Origin of the sequence: Alteriqipengyuania abyssalis (genome assembly GCF_019857185.1) — a bacterium.
Classification (GTDB): Bacteria; Pseudomonadota; Alphaproteobacteria; order Sphingomonadales; family Sphingomonadaceae; genus Alteriqipengyuania; species Alteriqipengyuania abyssalis.
On sequence record NZ_JAHWXP010000001.1, the window covers coordinates 800303 to 818555 of the forward strand.

General features: G+C 66.7%; 18 protein-coding genes. 8 read left to right on the forward strand and 10 right to left on the reverse strand.

Translation table 11 applies throughout. The features are described 5' to 3' along the window. Positions 1 to 49 precede the first annotated feature (49 nt). From KYN89_RS03970 to KYN89_RS03980, 3 genes are all read left to right on the forward strand, one after another. Positions 50 to 706 (forward strand): TetR/AcrR family transcriptional regulator, encoded by a 657-nt coding sequence (locus tag KYN89_RS03970; RefSeq protein WP_222823887.1) that lies wholly within the window; start codon positions 50 to 52, stop codon positions 704 to 706. Position 707: 1 nt separating this feature from the next. Next, positions 708 to 977, forward strand: a complete 270-nt coding sequence (locus tag KYN89_RS03975; protein ID WP_222823888.1) for an acylphosphatase — start codon at positions 708 to 710, stop codon at positions 975 to 977. A gap of 204 nt (positions 978 to 1181) precedes the next feature. Continuing rightward, entirely contained in the window at positions 1182 to 1682 is a 501-nt protein-coding gene (locus tag KYN89_RS03980) for a hypothetical protein (protein ID WP_054524601.1), read from the forward strand. A gap of 8 nt (positions 1683 to 1690) precedes the next feature. Here KYN89_RS03980 and KYN89_RS03985 read toward each other — a convergent pair whose 3' ends face one another. Then, positions 1691 to 3052 (reverse strand): chloride channel protein, encoded by a 1362-nt coding sequence (locus KYN89_RS03985; RefSeq protein WP_248284967.1) that lies wholly within the window; start codon positions 3050 to 3052, stop codon positions 1691 to 1693. A 33-nt stretch (positions 3053 to 3085) separates the two neighbouring features. Next, positions 3086 to 3655, reverse strand: coding sequence for a pyridoxamine 5'-phosphate oxidase family protein (locus tag KYN89_RS03990; protein WP_222823889.1), 570 nt, complete (start codon positions 3653 to 3655; stop codon positions 3086 to 3088). A 211-nt stretch (positions 3656 to 3866) separates the two neighbouring features. On the opposite strand from KYN89_RS03990, the gene KYN89_RS03995 reads away from it, so the two are divergent. Then, complete coding sequence (locus KYN89_RS03995) at positions 3867 to 4757, forward strand: RcnB family protein (protein ID WP_222823890.1); 891 nt, start codon at positions 3867 to 3869, stop codon at positions 4755 to 4757. 60 nt (positions 4758 to 4817) lie between these two features. Here the strand turns inward: KYN89_RS03995 and KYN89_RS04000 are convergent, their stop codons facing one another. Further along, entirely contained in the window at positions 4818 to 5375 is a 558-nt protein-coding gene (locus KYN89_RS04000; protein WP_222823891.1) for a cytochrome b, read from the reverse strand. Between the two features lie 67 nt (positions 5376 to 5442). Between KYN89_RS04000 and KYN89_RS04005 the strand changes: the two genes are divergently transcribed. Further along, positions 5443 to 6123: a 2OG-Fe(II) oxygenase gene (locus tag KYN89_RS04005; RefSeq protein WP_222823892.1), complete on the forward strand. Its 681-nt coding sequence runs from the start codon at positions 5443 to 5445 to the stop codon at positions 6121 to 6123. 6 nt (positions 6124 to 6129) lie between these two features. Here KYN89_RS04005 and KYN89_RS04010 read toward each other — a convergent pair whose 3' ends face one another. Both KYN89_RS04010 and KYN89_RS04015 read right to left on the reverse strand, forming a co-directional pair. Beyond that, a complete protein-coding gene (locus KYN89_RS04010) occupies positions 6130 to 7776 on the reverse strand; it encodes a lysine--tRNA ligase (protein ID WP_222823893.1) in 1647 nt (548 codons plus the stop codon). Positions 7777 to 7852: 76 nt separating this feature from the next. Next, on the reverse strand, positions 7853 to 8224 hold the full coding sequence (locus KYN89_RS04015; RefSeq protein WP_197636481.1) for a VOC family protein: 372 nt from the start codon (positions 8222 to 8224) through the stop codon (positions 7853 to 7855). Positions 8225 to 8338: 114 nt separating this feature from the next. On the opposite strand from KYN89_RS04015, the gene soxR reads away from it, so the two are divergent. Next, positions 8339 to 8779 carry a redox-sensitive transcriptional activator SoxR gene (soxR, locus tag KYN89_RS04020; RefSeq protein WP_222823894.1) on the forward strand — a complete coding sequence of 147 codons (441 nt, stop codon included), beginning with the start codon at positions 8339 to 8341 and terminating at the stop codon, positions 8777 to 8779. On the opposite strand, the gene KYN89_RS04025 is transcribed toward soxR, so the two are convergent. The 4 genes from KYN89_RS04025 to ubiA all read right to left on the reverse strand — a co-directional run bounded on the left by KYN89_RS04025 (position 8776) and on the right by ubiA (position 14655). Beyond that, on the reverse strand, positions 8776 to 10257 hold the full coding sequence (locus tag KYN89_RS04025) for a S41 family peptidase (protein WP_222823895.1): 1482 nt from the start codon (positions 10255 to 10257) through the stop codon (positions 8776 to 8778). The two genes, soxR and KYN89_RS04025, sit on opposite strands and share 4 nt — an antisense overlap. Before the next feature lie 51 nt (positions 10258 to 10308). Next, the gene (locus KYN89_RS04030) at positions 10309 to 10836 is read right to left on the reverse strand and encodes a SixA phosphatase family protein (protein WP_222823896.1); all 528 of its coding nucleotides are present in this window, start codon (positions 10834 to 10836) and stop codon (positions 10309 to 10311) included. 27 nt (positions 10837 to 10863) lie between these two features. Continuing rightward, positions 10864 to 13635 (reverse strand): ATP-dependent DNA helicase, encoded by a 2772-nt coding sequence (locus KYN89_RS04035; RefSeq protein WP_222823897.1) that lies wholly within the window; start codon positions 13633 to 13635, stop codon positions 10864 to 10866. 96 nt (positions 13636 to 13731) lie between these two features. Further along, the gene (gene ubiA, locus KYN89_RS04040) at positions 13732 to 14655 is read right to left on the reverse strand and encodes a 4-hydroxybenzoate octaprenyltransferase (protein WP_222823898.1); all 924 of its coding nucleotides are present in this window, start codon (positions 14653 to 14655) and stop codon (positions 13732 to 13734) included. Positions 14656 to 14695: 40 nt separating this feature from the next. On the opposite strand from ubiA, the gene KYN89_RS04045 reads away from it, so the two are divergent. Together KYN89_RS04045 and KYN89_RS04050 are read left to right on the forward strand one after the other, a co-directional pair. Continuing rightward, entirely contained in the window at positions 14696 to 15463 is a 768-nt protein-coding gene (locus KYN89_RS04045; RefSeq protein ID WP_222823899.1) for a 16S rRNA (uracil(1498)-N(3))-methyltransferase, read from the forward strand. A gap of 40 nt (positions 15464 to 15503) precedes the next feature. Beyond that, positions 15504 to 16874 carry a glutamate--cysteine ligase gene (locus KYN89_RS04050; RefSeq protein ID WP_222823900.1) on the forward strand — a complete coding sequence of 457 codons (1371 nt, stop codon included), beginning with the start codon at positions 15504 to 15506 and terminating at the stop codon, positions 16872 to 16874. A gap of 10 nt (positions 16875 to 16884) precedes the next feature. On the opposite strand, the gene KYN89_RS04055 is transcribed toward KYN89_RS04050, so the two are convergent. Next, the gene (locus KYN89_RS04055) at positions 16885 to 18240 is read right to left on the reverse strand and encodes a methyltransferase family protein (RefSeq protein ID WP_222823901.1); all 1356 of its coding nucleotides are present in this window, start codon (positions 18238 to 18240) and stop codon (positions 16885 to 16887) included. Positions 18241 to 18253: the final 13 nt, after the last annotated feature.

The window sequence follows — 18253 nt, forward strand, 5'->3', positions numbered from 1 at the left end:
AAAAACCTGACCCGGCATTATATGTACGACCGTACATATATGAAACAAGATGAGCGAAGGTCAAGACGGATCGGCCCCGCGCCGCGGACGGCGGACGGCGGATGCCCCCGCGGGGCGCGATGCGCTGCTGCGTGCGGCGACGCGGTGCTTCGCCGATAACGGGTTCGAGGCGGCGAGCGTGCGGATGATCGCCAGCCGCGCGGGGGCGGCGCCCAACCTCGTCGCGGTCCATTTCGGCAACAAGGAGGGGCTGTGGCTCGCCTGCGTCGATCTGCTGACAGAGACCTTTGCGCCGACTATCGCCGCGCTGACCGCGATGGCGAACGACGCGAAGACGCCATTGCGCGAGAGGCTGCGGCTCGCGATCGGCATGACCGCGGGCTATTACGACCGCCAGCCGGACCTGCGCGGCTTCGTTGCGCGGGCCAGCGTGGAGCCGCCGCCGCGCAGCGAGATCGTCTCCGAACGGCTGCTGAAGCCTTTGTACGAGGCGGCCTGTCCGCTGATCCGGCAGGGAATCGATGCGGGCATTATTCCGATCGACGATCCGGCGATCGTCTTCGTGATCCTCAACCTGTCGCTCGGCCAGCCCGACCGGGTCGCCTCCGCGCTCGCGCTGATCTCGCCCGGGCACCCGGTGGAAGAGACTGCCATCCGAATGGGCGAGGCGTTGTCACAGCTGCTGCTGAACGGGAATGAGCGCTAGAATGCCCACCGCCCGTCACCTCATCCTGCATGGCCGCGTGCAGGGCGTGTTCTACCGCGACTGGACGGTGGAAACCGCGCGCTCGCTCGGCCTCACCGGCTGGGTCCGCAACCTTCCCGATGGCACGGTGGAAGCGCATCTCGAAGGCGAGGAGACTGCCCTCGGCCGGATGATCGACGCGATGCACGATGGCCCGCCGCGCGCTTCAATCGACCGGATCGACCAGCGCGATATACCAGCCGAGGGGTTCGACCGCTTCGAGCGGCGCTGATCCGGTTTTCCTACTCGCCCCGCGCGCACTAGACCGGCGCAATGCTCTTGCCGCAAGGATGCTCTGCCCCTGTCTCGAAGACGGGGCACGTCCGAAGGAGTTTTTCTTGCCCCTGGACTGTGTGTCAGGTGTGTCAGGCCGGCGGGCGATGGACCCACAATTGTCGGTTTCGGAGCTTTGCCTGCGCTCAACCGCTGCGGGGGCATGGCATACAAACATACCCTTCTCTGGCCCGTCCTCAGTTTCCTCGTCTTCTGCCTCATCGGTCTCGGCGCACGTCAGGCGATCGGCACCGTCTATGGCGCGGCCGAGGCGCGCGACCTGCTGGAGGCGCTCAGCCGCGCGGGGCTCTACCTCGGCTCGGCAATCGCCACCGCCTCTGCCACCACGCTCGCGCTGATGCTGACGCTGATCGGCATGATCCGCCGGATAGAGACCGACTTCGACCGCAAGACCTACAAGCAGGTGACCCGCATTGCGGTGCTCTCCACCGCGACACTGATGATCAGCTTCCTCGTGCTGCTGGCCTTCACCCTGCCGATCGGCGAGTTCGAGAACCTGCCGAAGGGCTGGTACAACTACCTCTACACCGCGCTGTTCGCGCTGACCGTGGGGATGGTGGCGCTCGCCTCGGCCAGCGTGACGATCGTGTTCATGACGATCCGCTCGATCGTCTCGCACATCACTCCGGGGGACGATGTCTAGCGGCGGACTCAGCTGCCCTTGTCAGGCTTGGCGGCGATCGTGGCCGGCGCGTCGTCGCCCTCGCTGTCGCCCTTGCCCGGCAGGAAGTCGCGGGAAAGCGCGTGGTAGAGTCGTTCCTTGCACACCATCGATCCGGCCCAGTCGCCAATCAGCGCGGTCGCGAACAGCGGCAGGATCGCGTGGCTGGAGCTGGTCGCCTCGCTCAGGATGATGACCGAGGTCAGCGGCGCGCGAACCACGCCGGTGAAGTAGCCGCCCATCCCGATCAGCACGATCAGCCCCGCCTGCTCTGGCGGGAAGAACGGGGTCAGCAGCTCGCCGAAGCCTGCGCCGACCGCGAGCGAGGGGGCGAAGATGCCGCCGGGAATGCCGCTGGCGCTGGTCGCCAGCGCGGCGACGAACTTGGCCGGGCCGAACCAGTACTCCGCATCCGCCCCGCTCAGCAGGTCGCGGGTAGATACGTAGCCGGTGCCCGAGGTCGCGCCCGCGGTCAGATAGCCGAGCACGCCGACCACCACGCCGCAGACCAGCGCGGTCGTCAGCGGGCGCGCCTTGAGCCGCCCGGCAAAGCGCCCGCCCGGCCCGCGCAGCGCCAGCACTGCGCGCGAGAACAGGCCGCCCGCTGCGCCGCCCGCGAGCCCTGCGATCGGCGCGACGATCAGCACGGTCAGGATCGGCAGGCTGCCACCCAGCTGGCCGAAATAGACATAGTCGCCGGAGATGCCCTGCGCGGTCAGACCGGCGATCATCACCGCGCCCATCACCAGCACCGCGACCCGCTGCTCGTAGGCGACCGACAATTCCTCGATCGCGAAGGCGATTCCCGCCAGAGGCGTGTTGAACGCCGCCGCCACGCCGGCCGCGCCGCCGGCGATGTAAACGCCCGCACTGGCCTTGACGCGGAACAGCCGGTGGACCTGCACCATGATGGCCGCGCCCAGCTGCACCGTAGGGCCCTCGCGGCCGACCGATGCTCCGCCGAGCAGCGCGGCGACGGTCAGCACCGCCTTGAACAGCGCGGTGCGGATCGCGACCAGTCCGGCCATCGCCGCACTGCCCGGCATGCGGCTGGCGGCGATCACCTGCGGAATGCCCGATCCGCGCGCATCGGGCGCCACCCGGTTGGTGATCGCGATGATCGCGACGAACACCAGCGGTGCGGAGACGAGATAGACCCACGGATGCGCGGCAGTGGTGCGGTTGAACAGCTCGGACGCGTGGTCGCCCGCAATCGCGAAGCCGATCGCGACCAGGCCGATCAGCACCGCCCCCACCAGGGTTGCGGCGCGGCGGCTCCAGTCGCTCGCGCTGATCAGCTCCTCGCCCATGCCCGGCAACAGATTTCTGGCAGGCAAGTGGGGGCGCTTCATGCTGCCTCCCCTATGGTAAGCAGCGCGCGCGGTCTAGGGCGTCACCCATCGCGCGGTGCCTTGCGCGAGATCGAACTGTGCACGGCAGTGGCCATCATGCGCGAGATGGAACCAGTCGAGCCGGGTCAGCTCGACCAGCAGCACTGCGAAGTGCTCGCGCGCAGGGATCAGCTCCTCGTCGCTCGGCTCGGGGCCTTCGAACTGCGGCGGCAGGCCGGAGGATGCGGTCTGCGCAACCGTGCCCGGCCCATCGCCGAGGTAACAGCGGCGCGCGAAGTTGTTGCCCGCCTCCCACGCCGCCTGCGCGACCGCGCTGTCACGCTCGATCCGCGCCTGCCCCTGCACGCGGATCTGCACCTTCTCCGCCTTGTCGTAGAACAGCACGCCGACTCGCGGATCGGCCTCGATCACGCCGACCTTGGGCGCGCGGGCATCGGTGTGGAAGCGCAGGGTCCACGGATCGAAGGCGCGCAGCACCATCACCCGGGCATCGGCATCGCCGGTTGCGATCACCGGCGTGTGCATCGGCGAGCGGCGATCGCGTGCCGCGCGCTCCAGCCGCGCCTGCGCATCGGCGCGGACCTTGTCGAGACTGTCGAACATTGCCGCGATCAACACATGGCGCAGCCGCGCATGTCAATGTCCCGTGTAAATAGCGTCATTCATCATTGCGACTGGAAATATGAACAGGAAACCCTAACTCCGGTTCAGAAACGTGTCAGGCCGTATCAGGCATGTAATACATACGGACAAAGAGGCCGCCTGGTGGGTGCGGCGCGAATGGTCCATCGCCATGAAGGGAACCGCTAGCACCATGTATAATCCAACAGATCTTTTTCGATATGGCGGGCTGACTGCGCTCGGCCTCGCTCTCGCCGCGACTGGCCTGCCGGCCAACGCCGCCGTTGCTCCCGCACCGGCCAACCGGGTTTCGACCTATCTTCAGGCCGACACCCAGTTCGCCGGGCAGCCCTCACGCGAAGAACGTCGCGCCGAGCGTCGTGAAGCACGCGGCAACAGGGGTGATCGGTCGCAGATCCGCGAGCAGCGTCGCGAGGCGCGTCAGCAACAGCGCCGCGAAGCACGGCAGGATAGCCAGCAGACGCGCCAGCGCTCTGCGGCCGAGCAGCGGGCGTGGGACGCCCGGATGCAGTCGCGCGAGAACTACGCCCGCGAGCAGCGCCGCGAGGCGCGTCGGGACGTGCGGCAGGACCGGTGGGAAGATCGCCGCGATGCACGCAGGGAGGCACGCCGCGAAGATCGGCGCGAAGCCCGCAGGGATGCCCGTCGGGAAGCACGGCGCGACTATCGGCGCGATGTCCGCCGCGAGGCGCGTCGCGACTATCGACGCGATGTCCGCCGGGATGCTCGCCGCGAGGCGCGCCGCGACTATCGCCGGTGGAACCGCAGCTGGCGGAACGACAACCGGTACAACTGGCACCGCTATCGCGCGCAGAACCGGCGGCACTACAACCTCGGCCGCTATTACGCGCCCTACCGCAACTACAGCTATCGGCGCATCGGGATCGGCTTCACGCTAGGCAGCCTGTTCTTCGGCAACCGTTACTGGATCAACGATCCGTGGAGCTATCGCCTGCCGCAGACCTACGGCCCCTATCGCTGGGTCCGCTATTACGACGACGTGCTGCTGGTGAACACGTACACCGGCGAAGTGGTCGACGTGATTCACGACTTCTTCTGGTAAGCCATCGCTCACCCAAAAACGGACGCCCCGCCGATCAGTGCGATCGGCGGGGCGTTTCGCTTACTGGCGCGCCTTTCCGCCGAAAGGCAGCATCCGGAAGATGCCCAGATCCTTGTCGATGAAGGTGTGCTTCAGCGCGCCGAGGATGTGCAGACCGATCAGGTAGATCATGATCGTGCCCGCGGTCTTGTGAACGTCGAAGATGGTGCCGCCCAGATCCTTGTTCTCGCCCACCGGCAGTACCGGGATGGTGAACATGCCGAAGAAGTCGATCGGGCGATCGAACATCGAAGTCGCGAGCCAGCCGCCCAGCGGCAGACCGATCAGCAGGACGTAGAACACAACGTGAGTCGTCCGCGCGAGCATCCGTTCCCACGGTGCGTAGTTGTTCGGCAGGCTCGGCAACGGGTGCGTCAGGCGCCAGGCGATACGGCCCAGCGTAAGCGCGAGGATCAGCATCCCCAGCGCCTTGTGATTGGCGAAAACAGCGCCTTTCTCGGCGTCCGAGAGATGCTCCGCGCTTTCCGCGATCCGCCAGTTCACGATCACCAGAATGGCGATCAGCCAGTGAAAGATCATCGCGCCGATGCTGTAGCGGGTCTGGTTTGCAGTCTTCATGCTTGCTTCCCCTCACATGTGTTCCCGCTGTCTAGCGGGCAGGCGGCGCACTTGCTAGAAAACTTGCATGACAGACTCGACCACGAAACCCGCCAAGGTGCCCGATCAGGACGCGCTCGCCAAAGTAGGCGAAACCGTCCGCAAGCGGCTCGATGCCGATCCCAAGGCCTATCGCGTTCCCACTGACAAGGCGGAAATCTATGCCGTGGGCGAGTTTCTGACCAGCAACGAGTGCCGCAAGCTGGCGGGAATGATCGATCAGGTCGCCCGGCCCAGCTCGCTCTACGAAGGCACCTACAAGGACGGCTATCGCACGTCGTATTCGGGCAATTTCGACCGCGAGGACCCGATGGTGAAGATGATCAGCCGCCGGATCGACGATTGCCTGGGCCTGCCCGGCAAGTTCGGCGAGACGATGCAGGGCCAGCGCTATCTGCCGGGCCAGCAGTTCAAGAATCACCACGACTACTTCTATCCGGGCGAGGAGTACTGGAAGCAGGAGAGCAAGAATGGCGGCCAACGCAGCTGGACCGCGATGATGTTTCTCAACACGCTGAAGGGCAGCGGCGCGACCGCCTTTCCCAATTGCGGTATTCAGATCGAGCCCAAGGCCGGCGTCCTGCTGATCTGGAACAATGCTAACCCGGACGGCACCCCGAACGAGGATACGCTGCACGCCGGCACGCCGGTCGCCTCGAGCGCGAAATACGTCATCACCCGGTGGTATCGCACCCGCAAGTGGGGTTGAGCCGGCCTAGCCTGCGGTGTTGGCCGCAGCCAGCGCCTCCGCAATCAGCTTGCGGGTATTCTCGACCCCGTAAAGCGCGATGAAGCTGCCCATACGCGGCCCCTGTTCGGAGCCCAGCAGAGTCTCGTACAGCGCCCTGAACCAGTCGCGCAGATTGTCGAACCCGAACTCCTCGCGCTTGCCGGTTTCGTAAACGATCGTCTGCAGGTCTTCCGCGCTCGTATCCGCAGGCACCTGCGACAATTCGCCGTCGAGCGCGGCCAGTGCGGAGGCTTCGTTGGGCGTGGGCGCCCGGCGGTTGAGCGTCGGGGCGACAAAGTCGCGGTTATAGGCGAGCGCGGTGGTCACCAGCCCGTCCAGCTCCGGATGCTTCGCCGGATCGGGATCCTCGATATAGTTGCCGAGGTAGGACCACACCTGTTCGCGCGTTGCGGTTGCCCCCATCACGCCGACCAGGTTGAGCAGCAGGCCATAGGTCACCGGCAGGCTGTCGCCCGCACCCGGTGCTTCCTCCGCCTCATACCCGCCATTGGCGCGAGCCAGGTGCCACACCGGATTGCCGAGCTGCTTGTCGAGTGCCTGCTCGGGCAGACGCTCGCGAAACTGCCAGTAATCGTCCACCGCGCGCGGGATCACGCCGACATGCAGCTGCTTTGCGCTCTTGGGATTGGGGAAGATGTAGAAGCCGAGCGATTCCTCGCTGCCATAGGTCAGCCATTCCTCGATCGTCAGGCCGTTGCCCTTCGACTTCGAAATCTTCTCGCCCTTCTCGTCGAGGAACAGCTCGTAGATCAGGCCTTCGGGCTTGCGACCGCCCAGCACCTTGGCGATCTTGCCCGACTGGATGCCGGTATCGGTCAGGTCCTTGCCGTACATTTCATAATCGACGCCCAGCGCCACCCAGCGCATGGCGAAGTCGACCTTCCATTGCAGCTTGGCCTGCCCGCCCAGCGCGGACTGTTCAACGACCGTGCCATCCTCGTCGGTGAAGCGGATCGTGCCCGCTTCGGCATCGATTACCTCGACCGGAACCTGCAGCACGCGGCCCGTCACCGGGCTGATCGGCATGATCGGCGAATAGGTCGCCGCACGCTCCGCCCGCAGGGTCGGCAGCATAATGTCGAGGATCGCCTGGTTGTGCGCCAGCACCTTCTTGAGCGCTTCGTCGAACACGCCGGTATCGTACTGGGTGTGGCTGGCGATGAATTCGTAATCGAACCCGAACCGGTCGAGGAATTCGCGCAGCTTCGCGTTATTGTGCGCGGCAAAGCTGTCGTGATCGGTGCCGAAGGGGTTGGGAATGCGGCTCAGCGGCTTGTGCAGATTGTCCTGCAGCAGCTGCGCATTGGGCACGTTGTCGGGCACCTTGCGCAGGCCATCCATATCGTCGCTGAACGCAACGAGGCGCGTCTTGCCGTCTTTCGGCTTCGCGCCGATCAGCGCCTCGAACGCGCGGCGCACCAGCGTGGTCCGCAGCACTTCCTGAAACGTGCCGATATGCGGCAGGCCCGAGGGACCGTAGCCGGTCTCGAACAGCACCGGCTCGCCGCCGGGCTTCGTTCCATCGGGATAGCGTTTGAGCAGACGCTGCGCCTCCTGGAACGGCCAGGCCTTGGACACGCGGGCGGCTTCGATCAGATCTTGCATGCTCATGGCAGCAGCCTGTTGCGCAGGCTCCCCCATGTTGCAAGCGCGAATGGCCGGAGCGGCGGCGCCCCGGCCCTTCGCATCAGTCGTAATTGACCACTTCGAACTCGATCCCGTCCCAGTCGAAGAAGTAGAACCGGCGGCCGGGTTCGTAATCGGCATGGTTGAAGGGTTCGAGCCCGTGGCGCTTGACCACTTCCTCCGCCGCGTCGAGGTCGTCGACCACGAAGGCGATGTGGTTGAGCGGATGGCCCTTGGCGAAATTGCCGGTCACGTGCTCACCGGTGTAAAGCGCCACATAATCGACCTCGCCCCCGACATGGATCGTGTGGCCATTGTTGAGCGATGGCCCCTCCCACCGTTTGTGCCAGCCGAGCAGATCGACCAGCAGCGCGGTGCTGCGTTCAAGATCCGTGACGGAAATATTGGCGTGTTCGAGATAACCTCTGGGCATCGCTGTTCTCCTTGATTGAGCGAGGCCGGATCGGCCCCGCGATTGCGATGCACGCATCAATGCAACCTCAACCTCACTTGAGGTCAAGCATCAATATGCCTATCGTCGTGATCGATGAAAGGGAACGATCTCCTGCCTATCGGCGAACTGGCCCGTCGCACCGGGCTCAGCGTGTCGGCCATCCGCTATTACGAGAGCAAGGGACTGATCGAACCGCACCGCACCGGCGGCAACCAGCGGCGCTTCCTGCGGTCCGACATTCGCCGGCTCAGCTTCATCCTGATCGCGCAGCGGCTGGGCCTGTCGCTGGGTGAGATCGAGGCGCAGTTCGCCCGCCTGCCCCACGGGCGCACGCCCAATGCGCGCGACTGGAGCGCGATTAGCCGCGCGATCCGCGACCAGCTCGATGCGCGAATCGCAGAGCTGGAGCGCGCACGGCAAAACCTTGACGGCTGCATCGGCTGCGGCTGTCTGAGCCTGAAGCGCTGCGCGCTCTACAACCCGCAAGACAGGCTTGCGGAAGAAGGCCCCGGGCCGAGGACGGTGCTCGGCTAGTCTGCCGGGGTGCGCCGCCGCGCCATCGCCGCGACCTGTTCGACCGCGCGCCAGTGACCTGCAACCGGGTCGTCCGCCGGATAAATGTCGAGCGCAACGTCCGGCGCGATCCCGCTTTCTTCGAACACATTCCCGGCCTCATCCGCAAAGGTCTCGTTCGACAGCTCCAACAGCCAGCCATTGGGCAGTGGCTTGGCCAGCGGGGTGGAGAACGCACCGCGCGTCGTCCCGCCCACCTGGGTGACATTGGGCAGCTGGCGGAAGGCAAGCGTGGCGAGCTCGCCGCCGCTGACCGTCACATCGCTCGTCATCAGATAGACCGGCCCGGTGAAGCGCAGGCCATCGGCGGGCGCGATGCGGTTGGGAAACGGCGCAAGGCCCGATCCGCGAGCCTGCGTCGTAAAGCCGGTGAACGCGCTGTCGGTAAAACGGCTCGGGAGAGCCTTCGCCACGCGGTCCCACCCGCCTCGATTGTTCGACAGGTCGATGATGACCGCGTCGGCATCCTGAAAAGCGCCCAGCGCCTCGTCCAGGACGCGATTCAGCTCGGCCATTTCCGCCGCAGCCCATGCATCGCTGGAGAAATCCTCGCCGGGGGTAAAGCCGCCCATGACGAACACCTGCAGATAGCCGATCCGCACTCCGTCCGGGCCATCGATCAGGCCCCACAGGATACGGTCCTGCCCCTCATGATGCGCGCTGTCGCCAAGTTTTGCCTTGGCCTGATCGATCAGTCCGCCCAGCCATGCGCCCTCGCCGCCCTGGCTCGCGCGGATCATCGGCAGAGTCGAGCCCTGCCCGTCCTGCACCCGCCGCCGCTCGCCATCGATCGTACCGATCAGCTTGGTATGGCTGTCGGAGAGACCCTCCATATAGGCCGCCAGAGCATCCCACAGCCCGGCCTCGCTCATGTCGTCGGAGATCAGAGCGCGAAGCCGCGCGGCGCGCTCTTCATGGCCGGGCGGGCGACGATCGAAGAAGGCGTAGTGCTGCGCGAAGGCGTTGAGAAACTCGTCGGCGATGGCCTGCGGCGATGTATCGGGCGCATCGGTGCACCGTGCCGGCAGGCGGTCGAGCCGGTCGAACACGACATTGGTATCGCCCTCCAGCAGCTGAAAGATCGCGGCGCGATTTCCGGGCAGCATCCGGAAGAAGCGATATTCGATCGAGTCCATCGTACTCTGACCGCCGTTCTCGCCGGGCGGGGTGTAGCACTGGACGCCATCCTGATACCGCGTGACGCCGGTCTCATCGATCGCGAGAATCCAGCCATAGCCGCGCGATTTCCACACGCCTCTGGCCGCAGGCTCTGTCTTTCCCGATGAATCGACAATGCGCTTGAGCGGCGCGGCTTCCAGCCACGGCTGCGATTGAGAAGTCTGGGCCGGTTGGGCATTCAGGCCGCATGGAGCGACCAGCGCGGCGAGCATCGCTGCGGCGGCCCATCGCGGCCTGCGAACGAGAGCTTGAGAGGTCATGAGACCCATTGATAAATCGCCCGCCATGGCGATCAAGCGGCCGCGATGTCGTTAGTCGAGCGGGCCCAGCGACGGGTCGAGATCACGCGGTCGCTTGAAATGGACCAGCTTGGCGTTCTGCGCGCCCAGCTCGCTCCAGTCGTCGATCGGCAGTTCGAGCACGGCGAAGGACGCGGTTGGGAACTTGACCATCGCCTCGCGGAAATCGGGCGTCTCGTTCTCTTGCGAGACCAGCGCCAGCACCAGATCCTGCAAACCGGGATTATGCGCCGCGATCAGCACCGCGTCGGCATCGCCCGCCTTGTGCTTGATCACTTCGAGGTGAGTCTCCGGCCCGGCGAGATAAAGCCGCTGGTCGAAGGTCGGCTTTACACCGATCGCGGCCTCTTCCAGCGTCAGGCGGACGCGTTCCGCCGGGCTGGCGAGAATCATATCCCACGCGGGCTCCTGCCGCCGGATATGGCGGCCCATGATTCGCGCACCTTCGCGCCCACGCTCGTTCACGCTGCGGTCGAAATCGCGCGTGCTGCTGTCGTCCCAGTCGGACTTCGCATGCCTGAACAGGCCGAGATATTTCACGTGATCCGCCTCATGAGCGCTGCATCCTCAGCCCGTCGTCGTGTCTTCACGCGCGGGCAGGGTTCCTCCCTGCCTTGCCGGTGGCCCCGCTGCAAGGCGCGATACGGCTTCGTCCAGCGTGACGCGGTGAATCGGCGTGCCAGTGGGGAAGGCGCTGAGCAGACGGCTGGGGAACGCGGGCGAGAGCACAACGAAGTGCCCGCTGTCTTCACGCGAGCGAATCAGCCGCCCGAAGGCCTGCGCCAGCCGCGCGCGGATGATCCGGTCGTCATAGGCACTGCCGCCGCCCGCCTCGTCCGCAAAGGCGGCGCGGCGGGCGCGGTGCAGAATGGTCGGGCGCGGCCAGGGCACGGCTTCCAGCACCACGCTGCGCAAGCTGTCGCCCGGCACGTCGATCCCGTCGCGCAGGGCATCCGTGCCGAGCAGGCTGGCGCGCGGATCGTCGCCGAAAATATCGGTAAGCGTGCCGGTGTCGATCGGGTCGACGTGCTGCGCGTAAAGCGGCAGGTTGCCGCGCGCGAGCCGGTCCGCAATCCGCGCATGGACCGCGCGCAACCGCTTGATCGCGGTAAACAGGCCCAGGGTTCCGCCGCCCGCCGCCTCGATCAGGCGGGCATAGCCTCCGGCAAGGCCGGCAATATCGCCGCGCTTGATGTCGGTGACGATCAGCACCTCTGCCTTGCTCGCGTAATCGAACGGGCTTGGCTGGCTGGCCAGCTGCGGGGTCAGGCCGATATGCTCCGCCCCGCTCGATGCGATCGCGCGGGCCCAGTCGGGCTCACCCTCGGGGCCGCGGTCGGCCAGAGTCGCGCTGGTCAGCATCACGCCATGCGCTGGCTCGAGCACGATCTTGGCGAAGGGTTTCATCGGATCGAGCCAGCGGCGATGCAGGCCGATGTCGTATTCGCGCGCCTCGAACCGGTCGACCGCCAGCCAGTCGACGAAATCGGGGTCGGTCGGCCCTCCGATCCTGCCGAGCAAGGCCTCCCACGCGGCAATCAGATCGACCCGCCAGGCGAGCGAGTGCCGCGCGCCTTCGATCCGTGCCCGCCCCTGCCCGTCGAGCCAGTCGGGCGCGTCTTCCAGCACCGCCTCCAGCCGCTGGCCGAGTTTGAGCAGCGGTTTGCGGATATCGGCCAGCGCGCCCTGCGCCTCTTGCGCGGCATCGACCAGCGGCCCGGGAGGATCGGCGATTTCGGTCTCGATCCCGTAGCCCGCTTCGGAGCCGCCGCTCTCGTCGCGGGCGAACACGGTTGCGCGGACCTGCGCGAGCAGTTCTTCGAGCGGGCCCGAGGGTGCCCCCTCGCCGATCCGCCCCAGCCAGCCGTCGGCGGGCAACGCCTGCGCCGCCTCGATCGCGTCTTCCACCGCCTCGCCGCCAGCATCGTCGTAGGATGCGATGTCGGCCAGCCGCGCGGCAAGCCCGCGTCTGCGCCCGCGCGTGTTGCGTTCCGGGCCGATGATCCACCTGCGCAGCTCGATCGCTTCCTGCCCGCTCAGCGCGGCGGCGAAGGTGCTGTCGGCGGCATCGAACACGTGATGGCCTTCGTCGAAGATCATCCGCGTCGGCGGCTGGCCATGATGGCGCCCGCGCGCGGCATTGATCATCACCAGCGCGTGGTTGGCGATCACGAGGTCCGCCTGAGCACTCGTCCGCGCGGCGCGTTCGATGAAGCACTTTCGGTAATGCGGGCACCCGGCATAGACGCACTCGCCCCGCTGGTCGGTCAGCGCGGTGATCCCGCGCCGGGGGAACAGCGTGCCCAGCCAGCCGGGCAGATCGCCGCCGATCATGTCGCCATCGCGCGAATACTGCGCCCAGCGTGCGACCAGCTGCGCCAGCACCGCGCCGCGCCCGGCAAACCCGCCCTGCATCGCGTCTTCGAGGTTGAGCAGGCACAGGTAATTCTCCCGCCCCTTGCGCACCACGACCGGCGCGCTGCCATCGGCGCGCTTTTCGGGCCACGCGCGGCGGCTCTCGCGCCGCAGCTGGCGCTGGAGGTTCTTGGTATAGGTGCTGACCCAGAGCGTGCCCTGCGACCGCTCCGCCCACACGCTTGCAGGCGAGAGATAGCCCAGAGTCTTGCCGATCCCGGTGCCCGCCTGTGCCAGCAGCAGATGCGGCTTGCCCCGCCCCTCACGGGGGGCGAAGATGCGGGCGACATCGCCTGAATAGGCGCGCTGCCCCTCGCGCTTCTCCGCGCCTTCGCCGGTCAGCCGGGCAAGCTGAGCCTGCACCTCTTCCTCGCCGATCGAGACCTGCGCGGGTTGCGGACGCTCCGGCGCATCCTCCCATTCGGGCAGGGTCGCGAACAGCCAGCGCTCGGCCCATTCGGGTCGCTCCACGAACGAGGCGAGCACCTGCGCCCACGGCCAGCGCGCACGGGCGAGCGATTGCAGCGTGCTCCATGCGCCGTGTCGCTCCGCCCAGTCATCGCGCCCGCACACCGCCAGCATCGCGGCGAGCGCGCGCTGGAGGAAGGCAGGCGTTGCGCCCTCGTCCTCAGGCGGGTCGATCCCCAGCGTGGCAGCCAGCCCTTTGGGCGTGGGGACGCAGAACCGCGCGGGGTGGAGGAAGGCGTACAGCTCCAGCAGGTCGAGCCCGGAGAGATCGGGATAGCCCAGCCGCGCGGCCACCAGCGGCGCGTTGAGCAGCAGCACCGGCGTATCGGCGCAGGCATTGATCGCCTGCCCCTTGCCGATCTCTTGCGTGGTGCCATCGGGCGCGGCCAGCCACAGCCCGGCATGGCTGGCGTGGAGCGCGGGCAGAGCAGGCGGTTCGGGGGTCGGCGCGGCCATCGCAGTCCAGTTTCGGGTCCGTGGAACGAAAAGTAAACAGCTGCGCGGGCGTCATCCCGGCGAAAACCGGGATCGTTCGCGGCAAAAGTGCCGAACTCAGGCCCCCGCGTTGCCGACCACGAAGCACGCCGCCGCGAACAGGAACCCTGCCCAGCGGTTCGCGCGGAAACGGTGCAGCGGGTTGCCCGGGTCTTTCTCGTCCAGCGTCACAACCTGCCAGCCGAGGTGCCATGCAACCGGCAGCAGCGTGAGCCACGCGACCGGGTCCGCCCGCAACAGCCAGAAGCCGAGCGCCCACAGCGCGACTGCCAGTGCGTAACATGTCGCCACGCCCTGCTTCACCTTGCCCCCCATGCGCAATGCGCTCGACCGGATGCCGACCAGCGCGTCGTCTTCCTTGTCCTGCACGGCGTAGATCGTGTCGTAGCCGATCGTCCACGCGACGCAGCCCAGATAGACCGCGATCGCGACACTCCAGTTGGCGTCGGCCAGAGTCGCCCAGCCGACCAGCAGGCCCCAGTTGAAGGTCAGCCCCAGCCACGCCTGCGGCCACCACGTAATCCGCTTCATGAAGGGATAGGCGGCGACCAGCAGCAGGCTCGCCAAGGCGATGATCTGCGCCTGCAGCGGAAGCTGCAGCAGCACGATCAGGCCGACGAAGCTGAGCGCTGCGAGCCATATCCACGCGGTCCGCTTGCTCACCCGGCCGCTGGCGATCGGGCGACTGGCGGTGCGCGCCACCTGCCGGTCCAGCTCGGCATCGGTGATGTCGTTATAGACGCAGCCCGCGCCGCGCATCGCGATCGAACCGGCGAGAAACCACAGCAGGAGGCCGAACTGCCAGCCGGTGCCGCTCAGCCACACGCCGAAGACGCAGGGCCAGAACAGCAGCCACCAGCCGATCGGCCGGTCGAAGCGGGCCAGCTGGGCAAGATCGCGAGGGAGCTGCGGGAGCCGCTCGATCAGCCCCCTGTGCTCGCTGTCGGGGACGATCGTTTCGGCGGAGTCGCTGGTGCTCATGGACTTGCTCCCTAGCGCGCCGCGTGGCACCTGCCCAGCCATGCCCGCCACCCCCGCCTGGCCCCCGAAAAGCGCCCCGCGCCTGTTCGTCGAGGACGAGCTTGGCGAGGGCCGCACGTTCGCTCTCGACGGCAATCGCGCGCATTATCTGGGCAAGGTCATGCGCGTGTCCGAAGGCGACACGGTGATCCTGTGCGACGATGTGACCGGCGAATGGGCCGCCCGAGTCGGGCAGGTGGACAAGCGGCGAGTCGAGGTGACCGTGGTCGAGCGCTTGCGCGAGCGCGAGGCGGTGCCCGACCTGTGGCTGTGCCCCGCCTTGCTCAAGAAAGACCGTTTCGACCTGGTGCTGGAAAAGGCGACCGAGCTGGGCGTCGCCGCGATCCGCCCGGTCGTCACCCGCCGCTGCGTCGCCGACAAGCTCAACCCCGAACGTGCGGCGACCATCGTCACCGAGGCGGCGGAGCAATGCGCGCGCACCGCACTGCCGCAGGTGGCCGGGCCGGTGAAGCTGGACGCGCTTCTGGCCGACTGGCCCGCAGAGCGTGCGCTGTTCTTCGCCGATGAGGAAGGGGGCGAGGATGCGGCCAGCGCCTTCGCCCGCCACGGTGCCCCTTCCGCGATTCTCACCGGCCCCGAAGGCGGCTTCGACGATGCCGAACGCGCGGCGATCCGCGCCCTGCCTCAGGCGACCCCGGTCACGCTCGGCCCGCGCATCCTGCGCGGCGAAACCGCGACCATTGCCGCGATCTCGATCTGGATGGCGCAGGCGGGCGACTGGTCTCCTGTGTCAGGAGGGGAAGAATAATTTCCTTCCCTCGCGAGAACCAGTTTTCTAACGCCACCCGATGAGCACACGCAACGCATCGAACGAAGACGATCCCGTCATCGAGAACCGCGACCAGCTGGTCGCTCCGATGCAAGCGGGTGAAAAGCCCAAATCCGCCTGGCGGATCGGGACCGAGCATGAAAAGCTGGTCTACAAGCGCAACGACTTCCACGCGCCGAGCTATGACGAGCCCGGCGGCATCCGCGATATCCTGCTGAGTTTGCAGGATTTCGGCTGGAAGCCGGTCGAAGAAGGCGGCAAGGTTATCGCGATGAGCGGCGATGACGGCACGGTCAGCCTTGAACCCGCGGGCCAGCTCGAACTCTCGGGCGCACCGCTCGAAAACCTGCACGAGACCTGCAACGAGGCGGGTCGCCACCTCAGCCAGGTGAAGGAAATCGGCGAACGCTGCGGAGTCGGTTTCCTCGGCCTTGGCATGTGGCCCGACAAGACCCGCGAAGACCTGCCGATGATGCCCAAGGGCCGCTACGACATCATGGCGCGGCACATGCCGACGGTCGGCAATCTCGGGCTCGACATGATGCTGCGGACCTGCACCATCCAGGTCAATCTGGACTATTCCTCCGAAGCCGACATGGCGCAGAAATTCCGCGTCGGCCTCGCGCTGCAACCGCTCGCGACGGCGCTGTTCGCCAATTCGCCGTTCACCGAGGGCAAGCCCAACGGATACCTGAGCTACCGCAGCCACATCTGGTCCGACACCGATCCGCATCGCACCGGCATGCTGCCCTTCGTGTTCGACGAGGATTTCGGCTACGAACGCTATGTCGACTACATGCTCGACGTGCCGATGTACTTCGTCTTCCGAGACGGGAAATATCTCGACGCGGCGGGTCTCAGCTTCCGCGATTTTCTCGATGGCAAGCTGTCGATCCTGCCCGGCGAAAAGCCGACCGAGAGCGACTGGTGGGACCACCTCTCGACCGCTTTCCCCGAAGTCCGGCTCAAGAGCTTCCTCGAAATGCGCGGTGCCGATGGCGGGCCGTGGAGCCGGATCTGCGCGCTGCCCGCGCTGTGGGTCGGCCTGCTATACGACCAAGGCGCGCTCGATGCGGCGTGGGATCTGGTAAAGGACTGGTCGATGGAAGAACGCGAGGCGCTGCGCAACGCCGTGCCGAAGGAAGGGCTCGCCGCGAGCGTCCCCGGCGGCCGCACGCTGCAGGATCTGGGCAAGGACGTGCTCGAAATCGCCCGGTCGGGCCTTACCGCACGTGCGCGGTTGAATACGGGCGGCGATAACGAGACCGGTTTTCTTCAGACGCTTGACGAAATCGTCGAAAGCGGCAAATCGCCCGCGCAGCGGATGCTCGATCGCTATCACGGCGAATGGGGCGGCGATATCACCCGGATCTACAAGTACAGCTTCTAGGCTGCGGCGTTCATTCCGCGGGGTGGAGCGGCTGCTGGCTTCGCCCGCGCGAGATCGCATGGCCGAGCGCCCCGATCGCGACCGTGAGCGGGCCGTTGCGGCTCATCCACGCGTGATATTCGCGATACTTGGCATCTTCGCGCAGCAGGTGCGCCTCTTCGGTGCGCGCGCGCCAGTAGTAGATGCCCGAGACGAGCGCGAGGCCCACGACATTGCGCACCGCCTCCAGCAGGCCTCCGTTGGTGACGAGGAAGGGCAGCGCCGCACTCCACCAGAACAGGTTCTTGGAGAGATAGGCCGGGTGGCGGGTGAAGCGGTAAGGCCCGTGGGTGATCACCCCGCGATAGGTCAGGTTGGAGAACCGCAGGCCGAAGACCACCGTCGCCCAGGCATACATGCCGGTCAGCACCACCAGCCAGCCGCCCCACAGCGCCATCAGCCACGGCTCGCCCGCCAGCCAGTGCTGCCAGCCGGGAGCGTTGTTTTCGTAGGATAGCAGGCCGCCCGCGCCCGTGATCCCGTAGACGAACGGGGGGTAGCACAGCAGCGCCGCGATCCAGCCGGCGAGAAACGGGTTCCCGCTGCGGATATGCGTATCGAGCGGGCGCATCGTCATCACGTAGCCGACCGTCCCGATCTGCACGTCGATCACGAACAGCAACGAGATGACCGCCAGCGCCAGCGCACCGGGCCGGGTCGCCAGCGCGGCAGGATCGGCGTTCACCACCTCGGCGAAACCGCCGGGCAGGATTGAGATCATGAACGCGCCGAAGAAGCCCTTGATGATCCACGCGCGCCAGTGGCCGATGACCTTTTCGCGGTCCCACTCCTCGCGCGCGAGCAGGAAGGCCCCGAAATGCCAGGTGCCGTCGCGGGGCTCCTCCATCCGCCGGTCGATCCAGAAGATATAGGGCACCGAGAGGATCAGCGCGGGAACCGCGGCGTAGGCCAGCACCTCCATCGCGAACAGGTAATTCCCATCCCAATACCAGCGGCAGAGCCCGTAGAGCACGGCAATCACCGCCCAGGTCGCCCACAGGCCGGTAAGCTTGGTGAAGGAGATTGCCCGCGTACTGTGGGCCGGGCCTCGCTTGCCCAGCACGAGCCCGGTCGAAGGGCGGCGATGGACCTTGTCGACCAGGATCGACCACAGCACCATCGGCACACCACTGGCGAGCAGGCCGCATAGCGCCGCATAGGGACCGGCCAGCCGTGCATGGGGCCCGGGCAGGTCGAGCGCGGTCGAGATGTCAGGGAAGGCGCGGCAGAACGCGATCCAGCCGAGAAGCCCGGCGAGGCCGACGAGACCTACGCCAGCGGAAACATCGCTGCGGGGCGGTTGCGAGCTGGAGGCGTCTTCGCGCATGACGCCGCCTTAG

Bases quoted from the DNA above. Each gene is read 5' to 3' on its own strand.
- KYN89_RS04055 (WP_222823901.1), bottom strand. From the start codon at position 18,240: ATGCGCGAAGACGCCTCCAGCTCGCAACCGCCCCGCAGCGATGTTTCC.
- KYN89_RS04015 (WP_197636481.1), bottom strand. From the start codon at position 8,224: ATGCCCAGAGGTTATCTCGAACACGCCAATATTTCCGTCACGGATCTT.
- KYN89_RS04010 (WP_222823893.1), bottom strand. From the start codon at position 7,776: ATGAGCATGCAAGATCTGATCGAAGCCGCCCGCGTGTCCAAGGCCTGG.
- KYN89_RS03970 (WP_222823887.1), top strand. From the start codon at position 50: ATGAGCGAAGGTCAAGACGGATCGGCCCCGCGCCGCGGACGGCGGACG.
- KYN89_RS04050 (WP_222823900.1), top strand. From the start codon at position 15,504: ATGAGCACACGCAACGCATCGAACGAAGACGATCCCGTCATCGAGAAC.
- KYN89_RS04035 (WP_222823897.1), bottom strand. From the start codon at position 13,635: ATGGCCGCGCCGACCCCCGAACCGCCTGCTCTGCCCGCGCTCCACGCC.
- KYN89_RS04045 (WP_222823899.1), top strand. From the start codon at position 14,696: ATGCCCGCCACCCCCGCCTGGCCCCCGAAAAGCGCCCCGCGCCTGTTC.
- soxR (WP_222823894.1), top strand. From the start codon at position 8,339: ATGAAAGGGAACGATCTCCTGCCTATCGGCGAACTGGCCCGTCGCACC.
- KYN89_RS04000 (WP_222823891.1), bottom strand. From the start codon at position 5,375: ATGAAGACTGCAAACCAGACCCGCTACAGCATCGGCGCGATGATCTTT.
- ubiA (WP_222823898.1), bottom strand. From the start codon at position 14,655: ATGAGCACCAGCGACTCCGCCGAAACGATCGTCCCCGACAGCGAGCAC.
- KYN89_RS03980 (WP_054524601.1), top strand. From the start codon at position 1,182: ATGGCATACAAACATACCCTTCTCTGGCCCGTCCTCAGTTTCCTCGTC.
- KYN89_RS04005 (WP_222823892.1), top strand. From the start codon at position 5,443: ATGACAGACTCGACCACGAAACCCGCCAAGGTGCCCGATCAGGACGCG.
- KYN89_RS03990 (WP_222823889.1), bottom strand. From the start codon at position 3,655: ATGTTCGACAGTCTCGACAAGGTCCGCGCCGATGCGCAGGCGCGGCTG.
- KYN89_RS03975 (WP_222823888.1), top strand. From the start codon at position 708: ATGCCCACCGCCCGTCACCTCATCCTGCATGGCCGCGTGCAGGGCGTG.
- KYN89_RS03995 (WP_222823890.1), top strand. From the start codon at position 3,867: ATGTATAATCCAACAGATCTTTTTCGATATGGCGGGCTGACTGCGCTC.
- KYN89_RS04025 (WP_222823895.1), bottom strand. From the start codon at position 10,257: ATGACCTCTCAAGCTCTCGTTCGCAGGCCGCGATGGGCCGCCGCAGCG.
- KYN89_RS03985 (WP_248284967.1), bottom strand. From the start codon at position 3,052: ATGAAGCGCCCCCACTTGCCTGCCAGAAATCTGTTGCCGGGCATGGGC.